The organism is Ruegeria sp. AL2, assembly GCF_056540845.1.
Map to the genome: position 1 here is coordinate 32827 of NZ_JBQFXM010000018.1, position 18886 is coordinate 51712.

Sequence of the window (18886 nt, forward strand, 5' to 3'; positions counted from 1 at the left end):
TCGCATGAGCCTTTTGCAGATCCGTAATCTGACTGTTGAGTTCGCCACATCTTCGGGTAGTTTCCGCGCCGTGGACGGTGTCGATCTGTCGGTCGACAAAGGCGAATTGCTGGCCATCGTCGGCGAAAGCGGTTCGGGCAAGTCCGTGTCGATGCTGGCACTGATGGGCTTGCTGCCCTGGACCGCCACGATCACCGCCGATGAGATGAGCTTTGAGGGCCGTGACCTGTCCGGTATCTCGGCCCGCGAACGGCGCAAGATCATTGGTAAGGACATGGCGATGATCTTTCAGGAACCGATGTCCTCGCTGAACCCCTGTTTTACTGTCGGGTTTCAGATCAAAGAGGCATTGCGCATCCACCTTGGCCTGAACCGAAAAGAGCGTCACGAGCGTGCGGTCGAATTGTTCGATCAGGTTGGCATTCCCGCGCCTGAAAGCCGCCTGAATTCCTTTCCGCATCAGATGTCAGGGGGCATGAACCAACGGGTTGTGATCGCGATGGCCATTGCCTGCAACCCCAAGCTGCTGATCGCGGATGAACCGACCACGGCGCTGGACGTGACCATTCAGGCGCAGATTCTGGATCTGTTGATCCGGTTGCGTAATGAGCATGGCATGGGTCTGGTTCTGATCACCCATGACATGGGTGTCGTGGCGGAAACCGCCGAGCGGGTTCAGGTGCAATATGCCGGGCAAAAGGTTGAAGAACAGCCTGTCAGGGATTTGTTTCGAACGCCGCGTCATCCCTATACCACGGCCCTGCTAAGTGCTTTGCCGGAGCGGGCAACGTCCAAGATTCTGCCGACGATTCCAGGTGTTGTCCCGGGGCAATTCGACCGGCCAAAAGGATGCCTTTTCAGCCCACGGTGCCGCTTTGCCGATGCGACCTGCGCTCAGACCCCGCCGACCCCTCATGCCGAGGCATTTGGCAAAGCGCGCTGTCACTATGTTGAAAAGATTGCCGCCGGAGAGCTGGTATGACCACACCTATCGTTCAGGCCAACGCCCTGGCCCGGTTTTACACGGTCAAAGGCGGGTTGCTGTCCAAACCCGCAACCGTAAAGGCGCTGTCGGGGGTGGATTTCGACCTGCAACCGGGAAAAACATTGGCCATTGTCGGAGAGTCAGGCTGTGGCAAGTCTACGCTGGCCAGACTGATCACAATGATCGAAGAACCAACCTCGGGCAGCCTGACGATAAACGGGGTCGAAATTACCCCTTCGCAATGGAGCAAGATGCGAGAGACGGTGCAGATCGTCTTTCAAGACCCCTATAGCTCGTTGAATCCGCGTCAGCGCATCGGGCAGATCCTGCAGGAACCGCTGATCATCAACCGGCCACAGATGACAGCCGCCGACCGTGAAAAGCACGCTCGCAAGATGATCGAGATGGTGGGCCTGCGCCCGGAACATTATGACCGCTATCCGCATATGTTCTCGGGTGGGCAGCGCCAGCGGATCGCCATTGCGCGGGCGCTTATGCTGGATCCCAAGGTGCTGGTTCTGGATGAACCTGTTTCGGCGCTGGATGTTTCGATTCAATCGCAGATCCTGAACCTGCTGGTCGATCTTCAGGAACGGCTGAACTTGGCCTACCTGTTCATTTCACATGACTTGTCGGTTGTCCGGCATTTCGCCGATGATGTGATTGTCATGTATCTGGGGCGCGCGGTTGAAAAAGGCCCGAAAGAGCAGCTGTTCGCGGCACCCCGACATCCGTACTCCAAGGCGTTGCTGTCCACGACGCCCCGTGCCGACCCGGATGCCCGGAAAGAGCGGATCAAGCTGGAAGGCGAATTGCCGTCACCGATGAATATCCCGAAAGGGTGCGCTTTTGCGCAACGATGCTGGCTTGCGACGGACCAGTGCAGGCAAACATTGCCTGAACTGGATGACAAAACCCATCAGGTCGCGTGTCTGCATCCTCTTTTCTGAAGAACCAGATGGCAGACGAAAACGCCCGGGCCATAGGACCGGGCGTCAGGAAATCCGCACGTCCTTGAAGGCGTCAGAGCCCCCATTTCTCGCGGTTTGCTTCAAAAAAACCTTCTGCTTTTTTAACCTCGATCCAGTTGTTCACATAGTTGATCCAGATCTGATCGCCTTGTGGCAGGATCATCGCAATCGGCGAAGGTGATCGGGGGCCGGCGTTTTTCACGCGGATAACAGGAAACTTCTCCTCTAGGGTCGAGCCCTCGATGTTCGACGTGATGAATACATCAGCACGACCGGCGATTACTTCCTGATACCCGCGGGCCGGGGCCTCGACCACCTTGATCTCGGCGTTCGGGAACCATTCGCGGACCCGTTTTTCGAATGTGGTGCCCAAAGTCGTCGCGACTTTCACACCGGTCTGGTTGATCGAGTCATACCCGTCGAATTTGTCAGCCTTGTCCTTGGTGGTGTAGGGAAAAAGTTCGACCGAAATATAGCTGTCCGAAAAACCTGCAACTTTCATGCGCGGTGGCGAAATCGATGCCGACCCGGTCAGGTGGTACTTGCCCGCGACCACACCATTCACCAGTGTTTTCCAGTCGGTGGGGACAAATTCGACCTCAACTCCAAGATCGGCGGCCAATGCATTCATGATGTCGATGTCGTACCCTTTGTAGCTGTTGGTTGCCGGGTCACGCAGTGTCATCGGGTTCCAGTCACCTGTGGTCCCAACCTTGAGAACGCCGGAATCCAGCACCTCGTTCAGCGCAGATTGCGCCTGTGCGGAACCGGACAATACAAGCCCCAACACGGCAACCGCCGCGGCTTTCCAAAAAACGCTCATAGGTATCTCCCGTTGGTGGCGTTACGACCTTGTGATTGCAATCCTCATTGATTTCAGTCCAAAGGGAAAGATAACCTCAAGAAAATATTACTATGGGGCAAAAACGGGGGCAGTTCAGCTTATGGCAGGCGCCGCAATCGAACTTGTGGGCGTGAATAAGTGGTATGACAAATTTCACGTTCTCAAGGACATCAACCTGACGGTCAGCAGCGGCGAAAAGGTGGTGATTTGCGGGCCTTCGGGGTCAGGCAAATCCACGGTCGTTCGATGTATCAACCGGTTGGAAAAACACCAGAAAGGTATCATTCGGGTAGATGGGGTTGAGCTGTCGGATGACGCCAAGTCTACGGCAACCATACGGTCCGATGTCGGAATGGTGTTCCAGCAATTCAATCTGTTTCCGCATTTGACCGTCTTGGAAAACCTGACTTTAGGTCCGATCAAAGCGCGCGGCCTGAGCCGGAAGGACGCAGAGGAAAAAGCACGCCATTATCTGGATCGGGTACATATCCCCGATCAGGCGGACAAAAAGCCCATGCAGTTGTCTGGCGGTCAGCAGCAACGCGTGGCCATCGCGCGATCCTTATGCATGGAACCGCGCGTGCTGCTGTTTGATGAACCCACGTCGGCGCTGGACCCCGAGATGATCTCGGAAGTGTTGGAAGTTATGGTGGAACTGGCGAATGAGGGCATGACCATGGTGGTCGTGACCCACGAGATGGGGTTTGCCCGCAAAGTGGCTGACAAGATGATCTTCATGGATGCTGGTGAGATCGTCGAAGAAGGCAAGCCGGAACATTTCTTCTCCAACCCTCAGTCTGATCGGTGTCGCAAATTCCTGTCTCAGATACTGCAGCACTAAGAGGGGCAGATGAAAAAACTCTTTATGATAATGCCCCTGCTGATGCTCACAGGCTGTTCGTCGTCCCAGACCTGGGGTTGGTATGTGATCAACCCGACCACAGCATCGGGTTGGATCAATGTAAAATTCCTGATCTCAGGGATGGGGGCAACGATCCAGATTTCACTGATCGCGGCCGTGTTGTCGATCGTACTGGGGCTGATGGTGGCCCTGCCGGGATTGTCCGAGAAACGCGGCTGGCGGCTGGTCAACCGTGTTTACGTTGAATTCATTCGCGCCATTCCCCTGCTGCCGATGCTGTTCTGGGTCTTTTACGGATTGCCCATTGTGTTCAAGTCGATGGGCATGAATGTCCCCATCGATCCCTTTTGGGGTGCGATCATCACATTGGCGATTTCTGACAGCGCCTTCACTGCCGAGATTTACCGCGCAGGAATTCAATCCATTGCGCGTGGTCAGAGCGAAGCGGCGCAGACCATCGGGCTGAACTATATGCAGACCATGCGCTATGTGATCCTGCCGCAGGCAATCCGGCGCATTCTGCCGCCCTTGGCAAACCAGTTCATCTACATCGTCAAGATGAGCGCATTCGCCAGCGTCATCGGGATGCAGGAACTGACCCGGCGCGCGAATGAGCTGGTGGTCACGGAATACCGCCCGTTGGAAATCTATACCCTGTTGATCTTTGAATACCTGATCCTGGTTCTGATCATCAGTGCCGGTGTGCGCTGGCTGGAGCGTCGCATGGGCGCGGACGAGCGCGGTTAAGGAGAATGGATATGGACTGGAAAGCTTTCATGGCCGAGACCGAGGCCAATATCGGAACTTTTTCGAAGGAGGTGCCCGAAACCGTGCGCGGCTTTGGCATCATGGGCAAGGCCGCCAAGACCGATGGCGCGCTGAGTGAGAAAACCAAGGAATTCATGGCCCTTGGCATCGCCATTGCGACCCGCTGCGACAGCTGCATCGGATTTCACGTGCGTTCCCTTGTCCGGCTGGGTGCCACCCGAGACGAGATGTGCGAGGCATTGGCGATGGCGACCTATATGGGTGGCGGGCCGTCTTATGCCTACAGCGCCAAAGCGTTGAAGGCTTATGATGTGTTTTCCGGGTAATTGCCACGCAAATCACTAAAGCGGTTAGTGATCATCCGTTTGGTTCCGGTTTCATTTGCCCCATGCCTCCAGCGTTTTCTTCGGCGGTTTTGCGAATAATTGCGCCAATTTTCAGGAGGTTTTCGCCCAGCGGGTTGGTCTTTCGCCAGATCAGGCCGATGGTCCGGGTTGGTGGAGTATCCTGAAAGCGGGCGATGGACACGTCGGCAGACCGGGTTTCCAGCCCCACGGCCATTTCCGGTATCAGCGTCACACCGATGCCCGCCCCGACCATCTGCACCAATGTGGACAGAGAACTGCCCTCCATAATGTGTTGCGGTTCGATATTGCGGATCGAACAGAATGAAAGCGCCTGATCCCTGAAACAATGCCCTTCTTCCAGCAACAGCAGCCGCATGGTTCTGAGCTGTGACGAACTTGGCATTGGCAACCCGGCGTCCCGCGCCGGGCGAACCAGCAGAAAGTCTTCGTTAAACAACGAAAATTCCCGAAGGCTGGGTTCCGAGACCGGCAAAGCGACAACGGCAAAATCCAGTCTGGAGTCCAAAATTTCGCCGATCAGGGTTTGGGTGATGGTCTCTTTGGGTTCGATCGTCAGCTGCGGGAATCGTTGCGACAGTGCCTTAATGATTGATGGCAGCAAATAAGGCGCGACCGTGGGGATGACCCCGATTCTGATGCGACCCGACAAGGGACCAGCGGAAGATTGCACAAGATTCCCCAAATCCTCGACCCGCGTCAGGATTTCGCGGCCATGTTTTAGGACATCCTCGCCAAGCGCGGTCAGGCGGGTTTCACGCGCTGCGCGTTCGACCAAGGGGCCACCCATGATGGCCTCCAGCTCCTTGATTTGTATGGAAAGCGCGGGTTGCGATATCGCGCTGGCCGCCGCCGCCTTGCCAAAGTGGCCGTGGGTGGCAAGCGCTTCGAAGTAGCGCAGGTGTTTAAGTGTGAGTGACTTCATAGGAAAAATTAATTGCAACGATAGTAATTACAAATTTCCAATTATCGAAACCGTAAGGTACGAGTCAAGACATCTGAACCCCTCGGTAAATACTCAGGAGATTTACAATGGACGGTAATCCCCACAATCACCAATCCGGCGGCTGCCCAGTCTTGCATGGCGGGAACACGGGCACGGGCAACTCTGTCACCAAATGGTGGCCGGATGCGCTGAACCTGGACATTCTGAGCCAGCACGACACCCGCACCAACCCGATGGACGCGGATTACAACCACCGCGAGGCAGTCAAAGGGCTGGATTTCAACGCTGTTCGTGCTGACGTCGAAGCGTTGCTGACCGACAGTCAGGACTGGTGGCCGGCCGATTGGGGCCACTATGGCGGCCTGATGATCCGACTGGCGTGGCACTCTGCCGGGTCGTACCGTCTGGGGGATGGTCGTGGTGGCGCAGGCTCGGGCAACATCCGTTTTGCACCGCTGAACTCGTGGCCGGATAATGCCAGCCTTGATAAAGCGCGCCGTCTGTTGTGGCCGGTGAAAAAGAAATACGGCAATGCGCTGTCCTGGGCAGACCTGATTGTTCTGTCGGGAACGGTTGCCTACGAATCCATGGGTCTGAAGACCTTTGGCTTTGGCTTTGGCCGCGAAGATATCTGGGGCCCGGAAAAAGACGTCTACTGGGGTTCGGAAAACCAGTGGCTGGCTCCGTCCGAGAACCGCTATGGCGATCTGGAAACCCCCGGCACGCTGGAAAACCCGCTGGGCGCGGTGCACATGGGTCTGATCTATGTGAACCCCGAAGGTGTGAACGGCAATCCAGATCCTGCAAGAACTGCTCTGCACATCCGCGAAACCTTTGCCCGTATGGCGATGAATGACGAAGAGACGGCGGCGCTGACCTGCGGTGGTCACACAGTCGGCAAAGCCCATGGTGCGATGGCAGGCGATCATATCGGTGCCGAGCCCGAAGCCTGCCCGGTCTCCGGTCAGGGCCTGGGTTGGAACAACCCCGATCAGAACGGCAAGGCAACCAACGCATTCACCTCTGGTATCGAGGGTGCGTGGACGAAAAACCCGACCAAATTCGACATGGGCTTTTTCGATTACCTGTTCGGATATGAGTGGGAATTGGGTAAATCGCCCGCGGGTGCACAACAGTGGCAGCCTATCGACATGCCGGAAGATGAAAAGCCGGTCGACCCGACCGACCCTTCGGTTCGGCGTATGCCGGTCATGACCGATGCGGACATGGCAATGAAGATCGATCCGATTTACAACGCGATCTGTCAGAAGTTCATGGCCGACCCGGATTACTTTGCTGACACCTTTGCCCGCGCGTGGTTCAAGCTGACCCACCGCGATATGGGGCCACGCGTCAACTACTATGGCCCAAACGTCCCGTCAGAAGAGCTGATCTGGCAGGACCCGATCCCTGCCGGTTCGACCGCGTATGACGTCGGTGCCGTCAAGGCAAAGATCGCCGACAGCGGTCTGACCGCGGTCGAGATGATCACCACCGCATGGGACAGCGCCCGTACCTTCCGTGGCTCGGACAAACGCGGCGGCGCAAACGGTGCGCGTATCCGTCTGGCACCACAGAAAGACTGGGCAGGGAACGAGCCCGAGCGTCTGGCAAAAGTGCTGGGCGTGCTGGAGCCTATTGCCGCGGAAACCGGGGCCTCGATTGCCGACGTGATCGTTCTGGCGGGCAACGTTGGTCTAGAACAGTCGATCAAAGCCGCAGGCTTTCACGTGGCGGTTCCATTCTCGGCCGGTCGCGGCGATGCGACGGATGAGCAGACCGATGCCGACAGCTTCTCGGTGCTGGAGCCGCTGGCGGACGGGTTCAGAAACTGGCAGCTGAAGGAATACGCTGTATCACCCGAGGCGATGATGCTGGATCGCGCGCAACTACTGGGTTTGACCGCAGCCGAGATGACGGTTCTGGTTGGTGGCCTGCGTGTGCTGGGTGCCAATCACGGTGGATCAGAGCATGGGGTCTTCACGGATCGCGTGGGTCAGTTGACCACCGACTTCTTCGTCAATCTGACGGATATGTCGCTTAGCTGGCATCCGGTCGATGGCGGCACCTATGAGCTGCGTGATCGTGCTTCGGGTGAGGTCAGGTTCACCGCAACCAGCGCGGATCTGGTCTTCGGCTCGAACTCGATCCTGCGTGGCTACGCCGAGGTCTATGCCCAGGACGATAATGCCGAGAAGTTCGTGCGCGACTTCGTAGCGGCCTGGACCAAGATCATGAACAACGACCGGTTCGATCTGGTAGCCTAAGTCAAAAAATATCAGGCGAGGGAAACCTCGCCTGATATCGTGTTCGGGCTGACATCTGGTAGTGACCGATTATCCCGCGATCACATTCTGTTTTTGAACACCCAAGCCTTCGATGCCCAGTTCAATCGTGTCGCCGGGTTTCAGATAGACTTGCGGGTTTTGCCCCATGCCCACACCCGGCGGAGTTCCGGTCGAGATCACATCGCCCGGCTGTAAAGACATGAATTGCGACAGGTGTGAGATCACAGTTGCCACCCCGAAATGCATCGTCCGGGTCGAGCCGTCCTGATAACGGTGGCCGTTGACCTCAAGATACATCGGCAGGTTCTGTGGGTCTGCAACCTCGTCCCGCGTCACCAGCCACGGACCGATGGGGCCGAATGTATCTGCCGACTTGCCCTTGACCCACTGCCCCGAGCGGTGAAGCTGAAAATCACGTTCCGACAGGTCATTGACCACGCAATAGCCAGCGACGTGATCCATCGCTTCGGCCTCGGAGATGTATTTTGTTTCCTTGCCGATCACCACGCCCAACTCGACCTCCCAGTCGGTCTTGACGGACCCGCGCGGGATTTCCACCGTGTCGTTCGGCCCGATAATGGCCGATGTCGCCTTGAAAAAGATCACAGGTTCCTGCGGCAATTCCATACCGCTTTCTGCCGCGTGGTCGGCATAGTTCAGGCCGATGCAAATGAACTTGCCCACATGGCCGACACATGCCCCTAAACGGGTGTTGCCTTCAACCATCGGTAAATCTCGTGGATCCAGCGCGCGCAGTCGCGTCAACCCTTCGTCGCTGAGAACGTCGCCCGAAATATCGTCGATGACGCCTGACAGGTCGCGAATTGTGCCATCGTCGTGCAGCAGCCCGGGCTTTTCAGCACCCAAGGCGCCAAACCGCAGTAGTTTCATATTGTGATCCCTTTCAGTTTAAATCGCCCATCCGCCATCAATGGCAAAGGGCTGACCAGTGGTAAATGCACTGCTGTCGCTCGCAAGGTAGAGCGCCAGATCGGCAATCTCGTCCGCGGTTCCAATGCGCCCCATCGGCTGACGGGCGATGAAATCCGTCATCGCCTTTTCGTAGTCGCCTGTCGCCCGCAAACGCTCGTGCAGGCTGGGGCTGTTGACAGTGCCGGGGCAGATTGCATTGCACCGGATGCCCTGCGTGACAAAATCGGCGGCGATCGACTTGGTCAGGCCAATTACGGCAGCCTTTGATGCGCAATATACAAACCGGTTTGGAACGCCCTTCATCGACGAGGCGACCGAGGACATATTAATGATCGACCCCCCGCCGTTTTTCAACATCGCGGGCAGGGTCAGGCGGATCAGGCGATACATGGCCTTCACATTAAGATCGAAACTGAAATCCCAGTCGTCCTCTTCGCACTCAAGAATGGTCCCGTTTGCCACGTAACCCGCGCAATTGAACAGGATATCCAGCGGTGGCAACTCAGCCACGGCTCGTTTCACGGCATGCGCGTCAGTCACGTCGAGATGGATCGGAGAGATCCCTTCGATTTCCGAAAGCTCGGCCAATTTGGTTTCGTTGATGTCGCTGGCAAAGACATGCGCGCCTTCGGCTGCGAACAGTTCGGCCGTGGCACGTCCGATGCCCTGTCCAGCGGCGCTGATGAATGCGGTTTTGCCTTTTAGTCGGTCAGAAGGCTGATGCGATGTCATTCTGGTCCTCATGGTTTTCCCGAAACCGGGTGGTGTGTTGGGGATAACTACCCGTCTGTTCGCGCCTCAGGGAAAACACTGGTCAGGATCAGCGGGCGCAAAGCAGGGCGTCACGTGTTTGGGGTCCGGTGCAGCACCATCAAATCCTGATGTGATAAGCCTTGGCCGCATTCCCTCCGAGGATGGTTTCGCAGTCATTGGAGGAAAGTGCGCTTAGCAGTTCATCGGTTGCATCGATCCAGCGTTCATAGCTGCTGGCCAGTGTGCAGACCGGCCAGTCGCTGCCCCAGATCAACCGCGATGGTCCGAACGTGTTCAGTAGGTGATCCACATAGGGGTACAGGTCCCGAACCGTCCAGTCAGGCGCAGCTTCGGTGACGAGACCGGACAATTTGCAGAACGCGTTGGTGTCTCGCGCGATGGCGGCCATGTCTTCGGCCCATCCGCCAAGTACGCCGTCACGGATCAGAGGTTTCGAGCCATGGTCGATCACAACCCGCATGTCCGGGTGCCGCGCCAGAAGTTGACGCAACGGCCCCAGGTGCCGGGGCAGGGTGAGGGCATCGAAAGTCAGATCGTTAGATTGGATGGCCTCAAAGGCAGGTCTCAGGGCCGCGCCGAGCATCCAGTTCGGATCAGCGATATCCTGAATCATTGGCCGCAGACCAACCAAAGCGGGATGAGCGGCAAGCTTGGCGATATGCGCGCTCGAATCCGGAGTGTCAAAATCGACCCAGCCAACCACACCTTTGATAAAAGGTGCCTTGTCCGCCAATGACAACAGGTACTCCGTCTCGGCGACGGTCGGCGCGGCCTGAACCAGAATTGTCCCGTCGATGCTCTGTGCTTGCAACAATGGCGCAAGGTCATCTGGCCCGAAGTCCCGGTAAATCTGGCTCAAGTCCGGTGTCAGCCACCCATAGTCGCCACGCGACAGCGCCCAAAAATGCTGATGGGCGTCGATTTTCATGCGATCACGCCCTTCTTCAGGATGATGTTGCCGTAGAGCCTGCGCTCGCCGGTCTGAATGATGGCAAATGCGGATGCCGCGCGTTGGTAGAAGTCGAACCGGTCCAGACTCTGAATTTGCGCGGGGTTGTCAGCCTGCGCGTCGATGATCTTTTGGAAATCTGCGACGGCCTCAGGCACGGCTTCGGGATCACCGACAACCTGCATGGTCAGCGCGGGGTCGGGCACGAATGTATCCAGCGGCATGACAGACAACACGGCGCCAAGCAGGTCGCTTGCCGTTGAACCGTCTGCACGGATGCAGTCGGGCCCAAGGCTTGAGCCCGGGAAATTGGCATCTGCAATAACGATGTCATCGCCATGGCCCATGGCGCGCAGGGCGTACAGCAATTCAGGAGACAGCAGCGGGTCGAGGTTACGCAGCATTGACAGGTTCCTTGGGCAAGGGGGCATCTGACCGGATCAGGCCTTCGGTACGCAGGTCTGACCAAAGCTGGGCGGGGATGGAGCGTTCCAGCAGGGCGACATTGGCTTGAACCTCGGCCGCGTTAACAGCGCCCGGAACAACCGTTTTCACGGCGGGGTGTCCTAGAACAAATTGCAGCGCGGCTGCGATCAGTGGTGTGCCATGGGCCGCACAGACGGCTTCGATCCTGCGCACCCGTCCAAGAATATCCTCAGGCGCATCGGAATAGTTATACTTGGCCCCTGGCACCGCTCCGGTAGCGAGGATGCCCGAGTTATACGGCCCGCCCAGAATGATGCCCACATCGCGTTTCTCGCATAGCGGCAGAAAACTGTTCAAGGCTTCCTGTTCCAAAAGCGTATACCGACCCGCCAGAAGAAATCCGTCGAAATCGCCAAGACCCAGCAGTTTCTCGCAAACCTGCCATTCGTTCACGCCCGCGCCAATCGCGGCGATCTCGCCTGCGTCTCGCAGTTCAACCAGCGCCTTGTAACCGCCGTCATCGAACAACTCGCGCACTTTGGCGTTTGACATTTCCTGACTTCCCTGACTGAAAGCGCAGACGTCATGCACCAGAAGAATGTCTGCATTGGCAACACCGATCCGGTCCCGGCTTGCCTCATATGACCGCATGACGCCGTCATAGGTATAGTCGAACACAATGCGTTTCTGCGGAACGTCCACAAACGCTTCGGGCGTCACCTCATGTGGTTCGCAATCCAGTAGTAGACGACCAATTTTGGTCGATAGCTGGATGTTCTCACGTCCAAACCGCCTGATCGCTTCGCCAAAGCGATACTCGGACCGGCCCAACCCGTATTGCGGCGCGGTGTCGAAAAACCGGATGCCTGTGTCAAATGCGGATTGGAGCGCAGCTTGCGCATCAGCATCCGAGACCTTGCGATAAAGATTGCCCAAAGGTGCGCCGCCAAACCCCATGCGGGTCAGTGGCACGGGCCGGGACGTTCTGTTGTTCAGAAGGGCGGTTTGCGAAACGGTCATCCTGCCTCTCGGGTGGTTTGGGGCGTTAAGTTGAACAGCTGCGGTCTGTCCTGTTGCAGCCGTTCGATCCGAGGCATCAGTTGCCCAAGGTGATGGCGCATGGCGTCTTGTGCCGCACGTTCGTCATGGGCACTGATGGCATCGAATATCGCCCGGTGTTCGGACAGTGTTTCCGCAATGCGGCCGGGTGTCGGCAACAGCAACATCCGTGCGCGGCTGACCTGTAGCGACACGGTCTGTGCCACATCCGGCAGGCGAAGCATCCCGGTGAACGCCATCAACAGGGCGTGGAATTCCTCATCTGCGTGGTAAAACCCGGCAATGTCTTCATCTTCGATCAACAGCTCTTGCAGGCGCACATTGCGGCTCAGCTTTTTGCGCTGATCTTCGGTCAGGTCACGCGCAACCTTGGCCACTGTTGCCAGCTCCAAGGCCTCTCGCAGAAAGGCGCCTTCGCGAATTTCATCCATCGAGAAATAGGACACACGTGTACCCGATTGCGGCACCACATCCACCAGCCCTTCGGCGGAAAGCCTGGTTATGGCGTCCGCGACAGGTGCGCGGGACACACCCAACTGCGCGCAGATCGGCGCCTTCCGAAGGTTAGCGCCGGGAGGGAAATCCAATGCCAGGATCGCCTGTTTGATGGATTGGTAAACCCGCTGCGCGAGCGACCCCTCAAGTGTTGAAATGTCGGGCAGGCGGGTGGCGTCAATGTCGTATGGGTGGTTCATAAATCTGAACTATCATACTAACATGTTAGTTGACAAGAGCGGATTATCCCCGTAGCTCTGTGGCGAACAAGCGGGGAATCCATGCACCCAGTTTCAGAGATCAAAGCCCAGGGCGGCCCCGCCCGTGACACAATCCGGCTGAACCCGGATGACAACGTGATCATCGCGTTGCGCGACCTGAAAGCCGGCGCGCAACCGGATGGGTTATCGGTGCAGCTTCCCACGGAAATCGCACGCGGGCACAAGATCGCCACCGCCCCGATTGCGGCAGGTGAGAATGTGATCCGCTATGGACAGATCATAGGTCAGGCCAAAGCGGATATCGCCGCAGGCGAGCATGTTCATGTCCATAATCTGGGTATGGGGACGCATCAGCAGGACTACGCATATGCAAGCGCGAACACGCCGCTGCCCGAGATTTCAGGCTCCCGTATCTTCCAGGGCTTCCACCGCGCCGATGGCAAGGTCGGCACGCGCAACTACATCGGCATTTTGACAACGGTGAATTGCTCTGGCTCCGTGGCGAGGTTCATAGCCGAAGCCACCGAGAAACGGAGCTTGTTGGACGCGTACCCGAATGTGGACGGTATCGTCCCGATCGTTCATGGCACCGGATGCGGGATGTCGGGAAAAGATGAAGGCTATGCCACACTGTTCCGGACATTGGCTGGATATGCCCAGCACCCGAATTTCGCCGGTATCCTTCTGATCGGTTTGGGGTGCGAGGTGATGCAGGTAGCCGATCTGGTTGGGGGTCGTCCGATCCGTCCTGATGGCGTGCTGCGTTACATGACCATTCAGAGTGAGGGCGGTACGCGCCGTACCATTGAACGTGGATTGAACGAGCTGCGCGGGATTGCCGAACTCGCGAACAAGGCCGAACGCGAACCTGCGCCGATCAGTGCGATAACGGTTGGAATGCAATGCGGTGGGTCGGATGGCTATTCCGGGATCACCGCCAATCCTGCTTTGGGCTATGCGTCGGATCTGTTGGTGCGGCATGGCGGTACGACGATTTTGTCCGAAACCTCGGAAATCTACGGTGCAGAACACCTTTTGACCCGGCGGGCCGAGACCGTTGAAGTCGGGGAAAAGCTGATAGAACGCATTCGCTGGTGGGAGGGGTATACTCACCGCAACGGTGGTGAGATGAACAACAACCCTAGCCCCGGCAACAAGCGCGGCGGGTTGACGACCATTCTTGAGAAATCGCTGGGCGCTGTCGCCAAAGGCGGAACCGCGCCCTTGCGCGGTGTTTACAAGTTTGGCGAGAAAATCGACAGGACCGGGTTTGTTTTCATGGACAGCCCCGGTTTCGACCCATGCTCGGTCACGGGGCAGGTGGCATCAGGCGCGAACCTGATCGTGTTTACCACAGGGCGAGGCTCGGTTTCGGGTTATCAACCAACGCCCTGCATCAAGCTGGCAACCAATTCCGAAATGTATGCCCGGATGTCAGAAGACATGGATCTGAACTGTGGGGACATCGTCACAGACGGCGTGAGCATCCAGGCAAAAGGCGAAGAGCTGTTCGAAATGCTGATCCGCGTTGCATCGGGTGAACAAACAAAAAGCGAAGAACTTGGCTTTGGTGGGGTCGAATTTGTCCCCTGGCAAATCGGCGCGGTGATGTAGGCCGCACCACCCCTTGGGGAGAGGGGTGTTTGGGAGGGTAAATGACAAAACTGGTCGACATGTCGGGGATCGAGAAACACTTTCCCGGAGTCCATGCGCTGAAATCAGTGCAGTTCGATCTGGTGCCCGGTGAAGTCCATGCGCTGATGGGCGAGAACGGTGCAGGCAAAAGCACGCTGATGAAAATCCTCTCGGGGATCTATCAGCGCGACGGCGGCACACTGCAAATCGAAGGGCGTAATGCAAACCCAACCACGCCACGCGAGGCGCAGGCTTTGGGTATCGGTATCATCCATCAGGAACTGAGCCTGATGAATGATCTGACGGTGGCACAGAATATTTTTATTGGCCGCGAACCTCGCAAACGGTTTGGACGACTGAACGATGCCGAGTTGAATGCACAGACAGCCGAGATTTTTGCGTCCATGAACCTAAACCTCGACCCCAGGGCGCAGGTCGGCAGTCTGACCATCGCCAAACAACAGATGGTCGAGATCGCCAAGGCCCTGTCTTTCCGGTCCAGGGTTCTGATCATGGATGAACCGACCGCGGCCCTAAACGATGCTGAAATTGCCGAGCTGTTCGTCATCATCCGCCGTCTGAAGGCCGAAGGCGTGGGCATTGTCTATATCAGCCACAAAATGGATGAGCTGAAGCAGATCGCTGACCGGGTCACGGTGATGCGCGACGGAGAATACGTTGGCACAGTTGACGCGGCAGCAACGCCGATCAGCCAGATTATCGCGATGATGGTGGGTCGCGAAGTCAAGGAAGAGCCGCTGGTTCCCCCCGATCTGAGCGATGCCGAAGTTTCGCTGGAAGTGACCGGGCTGTGTCGGGGTCACGAAATCCACGATGTCAGCTTCTCGGTTCTGAAGGGTGAAATCCTGGGCTTTGCCGGGCTGATGGGGGCCGGACGTACCGAAGTTGCGCGGGCAATCTTCGGGGCAGATCCCAAGGATAGCGGAGAAATCCGGGTGCATGGGCAGGTGGTCTCGATCCGCACGCCATCCGATGCCGTCAAGGCGGGCATTGGCTATCTTTCCGAGGATCGCAAGCATTTCGGCCTCGCCACTGGGATGAGCGTTCGTGACAATGTTGCCTTGGCGTCGATGGATATGTTCACCGGACGTGTCGGTGTTCTGAACGACAGTGAAATCAGCACGACAGCCAAGAGTTACATAATGCAGCTGGGTATTCGCACGCCTTCGGACACGCAGGAGGTGCGTCTTCTGTCCGGGGGCAATCAGCAGAAAGTTGTCATTGCCAAATGGCTGCTGCGGGATTGCGATATCCTGATTTTCGATGAACCCACGCGTGGCATCGACGTGGGCGCAAAATCTGAAATCTACAAGCTGCTGGAAGAACTTGCCGGGCAGGGCAAGACGATCATCGTGATTTCGTCGGAACTGCCCGAGATCATGCGCCTAAGCCATCGCATCGCTGTGATGTGTGAAGGCCGGCTGACCGGCATTCTGCCGGGCGGCAAAGACACCACTCAGGAAGATATCATGCATCTGGCGACCCAGCGGGTGGCAGCGATGCAGGTAACAGGAACAGCGTAATGACCTCAGCAACGGATATCGAAAAGAAAAGCCCGCTGGCGGGTCTCTCCGAAAGTGGCGCCTATCAAAAGCTGCTGGCCTTCGCCAGCTTGATTGCCTTGCTGATCGGGTTTTCAATCGCGTCGCCGAATTTCATGCAAACCTCAAACATGATCGCCATTTTGCAGGCGACATCGGTCAATGGGGTGCTGGCGGTTGCTGCAACACTGGTCATCATAACTGGCGGGATCGATCTGTCCGTGGGAACTTTGATGACGTTCTGCGCCGTCATTGCCGGTGTCGCGCTGACCTATCTCGGAATGCCGCTGTTGCTGGGGGTTGTGGCAGCGATTGCGGCGGGTGCGTTCTGCGGGCTGTGTTCGGGCACCTTTGTCGCCAAGATGAAAATCCCGCCCTTCATTGCCACGCTAGGTATGATGCTGATCCTAAAAGGGTTGTCGCTGGTGATCTCGGGCACGCGGCCCATCTACTTCAACGACACGCCGGGTTTTGACCAGATTTCGCGCGGGTCGCTGATCGGAGAGGTTTTCCCTGCTTTGCCGATCCCAAATGGCGTGCTGATCCTTTTCCTTGTTGCCATTGCAGCTTCGTACATTCTGGGGCGCACGGTTCTGGGCAGATACACCTTTGCGCTGGGATCGAACGAAGAAGCGGTGCGCCTTTCGGGGGTGAATACCGATCTTTGGAAGATGCGCATTTACGCTTTGGCAGGTGCGATCTGCGGTATCGGTGGAATCCTGATCGCGTCGCGTCTGAATTCGGCGCAGCCCGCGCTGGGGCTTGGCTACGAGCTGGAAGCTATTGCTGCCGTCGTGATCGGGGGCACGTCCCTGTCCGGTGGGCGCGGTACGATCCTTGGCACCCTGATCGGTGCCCTGATCATGGCAGTTCTGACCAATGGTTTGCGGGTGCTGTCCGTCGCGCAGGAATGGCAGACCGTTGTCACCGGCGCGATCATCATTCTGGCCGTTTACGCCGATATGGCGCGGCGCAGGAAGACAGGTTGAACATTCACAAAAATTAGAAACGAAGACCAACTGGAGGAGAAGACATGCTAACACGTCGTTTCATTTTGGGGGCCCTGAGTGCGGCCAGCCTTTCGATACCTGCATCAATGTCATCAGCGGAAGACATATATATTCCGCTGGTGTCCAAAGGGTTTCAGCACCAGTTCTGGCAGGCGGTAAAGTCGGGTGCGGAACAAGCCGCCGAGGAATCCGGTGTCACGATCACCTTTGAAGGCCCGGACAACGAAACCATGGTGGATCGTCAGATCGACATGCTGGCGGCGGCCTTGGCCAATAACCCCAAGGCCATCGGTTTTGCCGCTCTGGACAGCCAGGCCGCCATTCCACTGTTGAAGCAAGCTGATGAAAAAGGCATTCCGATCATCGCCTTTGACAGTGGCGTTGACAGCGACATTCCGGTTTCTACAGCAACCACAGACAATCAGGCCGCGGCTGCGCTGGCTGCGGACAAGATGGCCGAGATGATTGGCGGCAAAGGCAAAGTGGCCGTTGTTGCGCATGACCAGACCAGCCGCACAGGCATTGATCGGCGTGACGGCTTCGTCAATCGTATTGCTGAAAAATACCCGGACATCGAAGTTGTCACGGTTCAATACGGTCAGGGTGACCACCTGAAATCGACCGAGGTGACCAAAGCAATCCTGACGGCGAACCCCGATCTGAATGGCATCTTCGGCACCAACGAGGGCTCGGCCATCGGTGTGGTGAACGGGGTGCAAGAACTGGGGACCGAGGGGCTGGTCATCATCGGGTATGACAGCGGTAAGGCCCAGAAAGATGCGATCAAAAGCGGGTTGATGGCGGGTGCAATCACTCAGAATCCCGTGGGCATCGGGTATGAAACCGTCAAGGCTGCTGTAGCTGCGATGAAGGGCGAAGAAGTTCCTGCCCTGATTGATACCGGGTTCTACTACTACGACGCATCCAACATCGACGATCCGAAGATCGCGGCAGTGCTGTACGACTGATTTTCATTGTCATACTTGTTCCTGGCTCTTGGTTCTCCAAGGGCCAGAAGCTTGTCAGAATCCCTGCATCAGCATGTCGATGCCGGCGGTGATCTGCGCAAAGTGATCATCAAGGTTGTCGACTGGCGATTTTAGAATGCCCACCGGAACGGCAGCCATGAATTGGGTCGCCATTACAAACGGTTTGCCCTGGATATCAAAGACGGGATTGAGCCGGGTGGCTGGGATCGGCGCCGTCGCTTCGGGAAGCAGGGGCACGACGACGCGTGTGTTCAACCCGCACAGCAGATCGCTCTGGATGTCCAGAAGATACCCGTCACCTGACGGGTTGGGGAACACGTCGTATTTTGGCATCAGAACTGTCGGTAGGTATCCAGCGGTAAGCCATTATGCTCGACATACGCGTTGGAACTCTCAAGTGCGGCCTTGTTTTCGGCTTTCCAGCGTTCAGCTTTTGCGCTGGCGACTGCGGCCCGAATGCCGTCTTCGGCTGCCCGGGACAGGTTGATCTTCAGATCCCGCGCCTCGGACAGTATATCGCCATCCAGTGATAGATTTGTCGGTCTACGAGATGGAGCATTCATTTGGTTACCCTCAAGACTGCGCCATTTTACCACTACGCCATATGCGCGTCAAACATGCGCATATTGCTCGACGCGCGGAAAATCTCTGTTCAACGGCACGTGGCAATCAGGAAGTTATTGGCCTGAAAAGAGCATTGCGCTCTGTTCTTGAGCTCCCCCTATTACTCTGCGACTTTTTGTTTGTGTTTATTGAACTGTTGGTCGAAGAGGTTTTTGAAGGGGCCGTTTTTCTGCATGAGTT

Annotated in this window: 21 protein-coding genes; 11 read left to right on the forward strand and 10 right to left on the reverse strand. The window is 57.1% G+C overall.

The genetic code is table 11. From position 1 onward, the window contains the following. The first annotated feature begins 4 nt into the window (after nt 1–4). Both ACR0ID_RS17045 and ACR0ID_RS17050 read left to right on the forward strand, forming a co-directional pair. A complete protein-coding gene (locus tag ACR0ID_RS17045; protein WP_480488833.1) occupies nt 5–982 on the forward strand; it encodes an ABC transporter ATP-binding protein in 978 nt (325 codons plus the stop codon). Further along, the gene (locus ACR0ID_RS17050; protein WP_480607275.1) at nt 979–1935 is read left to right on the forward strand and encodes a dipeptide ABC transporter ATP-binding protein; all 957 of its coding nucleotides are present in this window, start codon (nt 979–981) and stop codon (nt 1933–1935) included. The genes ACR0ID_RS17045 and ACR0ID_RS17050 overlap by 4 nt, the downstream gene beginning before the upstream one ends. 73 nt (nt 1936–2008) lie before the next feature. On the opposite strand, the gene ACR0ID_RS17055 is transcribed toward ACR0ID_RS17050, so the two are convergent. After that, complete coding sequence (locus ACR0ID_RS17055; RefSeq protein ID WP_480607278.1) at nt 2009–2779, reverse strand: transporter substrate-binding domain-containing protein; 771 nt, start codon at nt 2777–2779, stop codon at nt 2009–2011. A 121-nt stretch (nt 2780–2900) separates the two neighbouring features. Here ACR0ID_RS17055 and ACR0ID_RS17060 point away from each other — a divergent pair, with 121 nt between their 5' ends. The 3 genes from ACR0ID_RS17060 to ACR0ID_RS17070 are packed head-to-tail and all read left to right on the forward strand — an operon-like array spanning nt 2901 to nt 4756. Next, complete coding sequence (locus ACR0ID_RS17060; RefSeq protein WP_480607281.1) at nt 2901–3641, forward strand: amino acid ABC transporter ATP-binding protein; 741 nt, start codon at nt 2901–2903, stop codon at nt 3639–3641. Nucleotides 3642–3650: 9 nt separating this feature from the next. Further along, nucleotides 3651–4409: an amino acid ABC transporter permease gene (locus tag ACR0ID_RS17065; RefSeq protein ID WP_480477601.1), complete on the forward strand. Its 759-nt coding sequence runs from the start codon at nt 3651–3653 to the stop codon at nt 4407–4409. Nucleotides 4410–4420: 11 nt separating this feature from the next. Then, nucleotides 4421–4756, forward strand: coding sequence for a carboxymuconolactone decarboxylase family protein (locus ACR0ID_RS17070; protein ID WP_480477599.1), 336 nt, complete (start codon nt 4421–4423; stop codon nt 4754–4756). A 31-nt stretch (nt 4757–4787) separates the two neighbouring features. Here the strand turns inward: ACR0ID_RS17070 and ACR0ID_RS17075 are convergent, their stop codons facing one another. Continuing rightward, a complete protein-coding gene (locus ACR0ID_RS17075) occupies nt 4788–5720 on the reverse strand; it encodes a hydrogen peroxide-inducible genes activator (RefSeq protein WP_480520830.1) in 933 nt (310 codons plus the stop codon). Between the two features lie 107 nt (nt 5721–5827). Here ACR0ID_RS17075 and katG point away from each other — a divergent pair, with 107 nt between their 5' ends. Next, the gene (gene katG, locus ACR0ID_RS17080) at nt 5828–8008 is read left to right on the forward strand and encodes a catalase/peroxidase HPI (protein WP_480607284.1); all 2181 of its coding nucleotides are present in this window, start codon (nt 5828–5830) and stop codon (nt 8006–8008) included. A 69-nt stretch (nt 8009–8077) separates the two neighbouring features. On the opposite strand, the gene ACR0ID_RS17085 is transcribed toward katG, so the two are convergent. The 6 genes from ACR0ID_RS17085 to ACR0ID_RS17110 all read right to left on the reverse strand — a co-directional run bounded on the left by ACR0ID_RS17085 (nt 8078) and on the right by ACR0ID_RS17110 (nt 12865). Further along, on the reverse strand, nt 8078–8920 hold the full coding sequence (locus ACR0ID_RS17085; protein WP_480607287.1) for a fumarylacetoacetate hydrolase family protein: 843 nt from the start codon (nt 8918–8920) through the stop codon (nt 8078–8080). Nucleotides 8921–8938: 18 nt separating this feature from the next. Next, nucleotides 8939–9694: an SDR family oxidoreductase gene (locus ACR0ID_RS17090; RefSeq protein ID WP_480607290.1), complete on the reverse strand. Its 756-nt coding sequence runs from the start codon at nt 9692–9694 to the stop codon at nt 8939–8941. A 139-nt stretch (nt 9695–9833) separates the two neighbouring features. Next, entirely contained in the window at nt 9834–10664 is an 831-nt protein-coding gene (locus ACR0ID_RS17095) for an amidohydrolase family protein (RefSeq protein WP_480607292.1), read from the reverse strand. After that, nucleotides 10661–11089 (reverse strand): RbsD/FucU family protein, encoded by a 429-nt coding sequence (locus tag ACR0ID_RS17100; RefSeq protein ID WP_480607294.1) that lies wholly within the window; start codon nt 11087–11089, stop codon nt 10661–10663. The genes ACR0ID_RS17095 and ACR0ID_RS17100 overlap by 4 nt, the downstream gene beginning before the upstream one ends. Further along, complete coding sequence (locus ACR0ID_RS17105; RefSeq protein ID WP_480607297.1) at nt 11079–12131, reverse strand: aldo/keto reductase; 1053 nt, start codon at nt 12129–12131, stop codon at nt 11079–11081. Before ACR0ID_RS17105 ends, ACR0ID_RS17100 begins: the two co-directional genes overlap by 11 nt. Then, nucleotides 12128–12865 (reverse strand): GntR family transcriptional regulator, encoded by a 738-nt coding sequence (locus tag ACR0ID_RS17110; RefSeq protein WP_480607299.1) that lies wholly within the window; start codon nt 12863–12865, stop codon nt 12128–12130. The genes ACR0ID_RS17105 and ACR0ID_RS17110 overlap by 4 nt, the downstream gene beginning before the upstream one ends. 81 nt (nt 12866–12946) lie before the next feature. On the opposite strand from ACR0ID_RS17110, the gene ACR0ID_RS17115 reads away from it, so the two are divergent. Genes ACR0ID_RS17115 through ACR0ID_RS17130 form a run of 4 tightly spaced genes read left to right on the forward strand, consistent with a single transcriptional unit; the run spans nt 12947 to nt 18061 of the window. Then, nucleotides 12947–14500 carry a UxaA family hydrolase gene (locus tag ACR0ID_RS17115; protein ID WP_480607303.1) on the forward strand — a complete coding sequence of 518 codons (1554 nt, stop codon included), beginning with the start codon at nt 12947–12949 and terminating at the stop codon, nt 14498–14500. A gap of 41 nt (nt 14501–14541) precedes the next feature. Then, nucleotides 14542–16065 carry a sugar ABC transporter ATP-binding protein gene (locus ACR0ID_RS17120; RefSeq protein WP_480607306.1) on the forward strand — a complete coding sequence of 508 codons (1524 nt, stop codon included), beginning with the start codon at nt 14542–14544 and terminating at the stop codon, nt 16063–16065. Next, nucleotides 16065–17072: an ABC transporter permease gene (locus ACR0ID_RS17125; RefSeq protein WP_480495892.1), complete on the forward strand. Its 1008-nt coding sequence runs from the start codon at nt 16065–16067 to the stop codon at nt 17070–17072. The genes ACR0ID_RS17120 and ACR0ID_RS17125 overlap by 1 nt, the downstream gene beginning before the upstream one ends. Nucleotides 17073–17116: 44 nt before the next feature. Then, nucleotides 17117–18061, forward strand: a complete 945-nt coding sequence (locus tag ACR0ID_RS17130) for a substrate-binding domain-containing protein (RefSeq protein ID WP_480607309.1) — start codon at nt 17117–17119, stop codon at nt 18059–18061. Nucleotides 18062–18115: 54 nt separating this feature from the next. Here the strand turns inward: ACR0ID_RS17130 and ACR0ID_RS17135 are convergent, their stop codons facing one another. Both ACR0ID_RS17135 and ACR0ID_RS17140 read right to left on the reverse strand, forming a co-directional pair. Beyond that, nucleotides 18116–18415, reverse strand: a complete 300-nt coding sequence (locus tag ACR0ID_RS17135) for a CcdB family protein (RefSeq protein ID WP_480607312.1) — start codon at nt 18413–18415, stop codon at nt 18116–18118. Further along, a complete protein-coding gene (locus ACR0ID_RS17140) occupies nt 18415–18645 on the reverse strand; it encodes a type II toxin-antitoxin system CcdA family antitoxin (protein ID WP_480520806.1) in 231 nt (76 codons plus the stop codon). Before ACR0ID_RS17140 ends, ACR0ID_RS17135 begins: the two co-directional genes overlap by 1 nt. On the opposite strand from ACR0ID_RS17140, the gene ACR0ID_RS17145 reads away from it, so the two are divergent. After that, the coding region (locus ACR0ID_RS17145) for a hypothetical protein (RefSeq protein WP_480607315.1) at nt 18633–18886 on the forward strand (254 nt) is incomplete at its 3' end. The genes ACR0ID_RS17140 and ACR0ID_RS17145 overlap by 13 nt on opposite strands.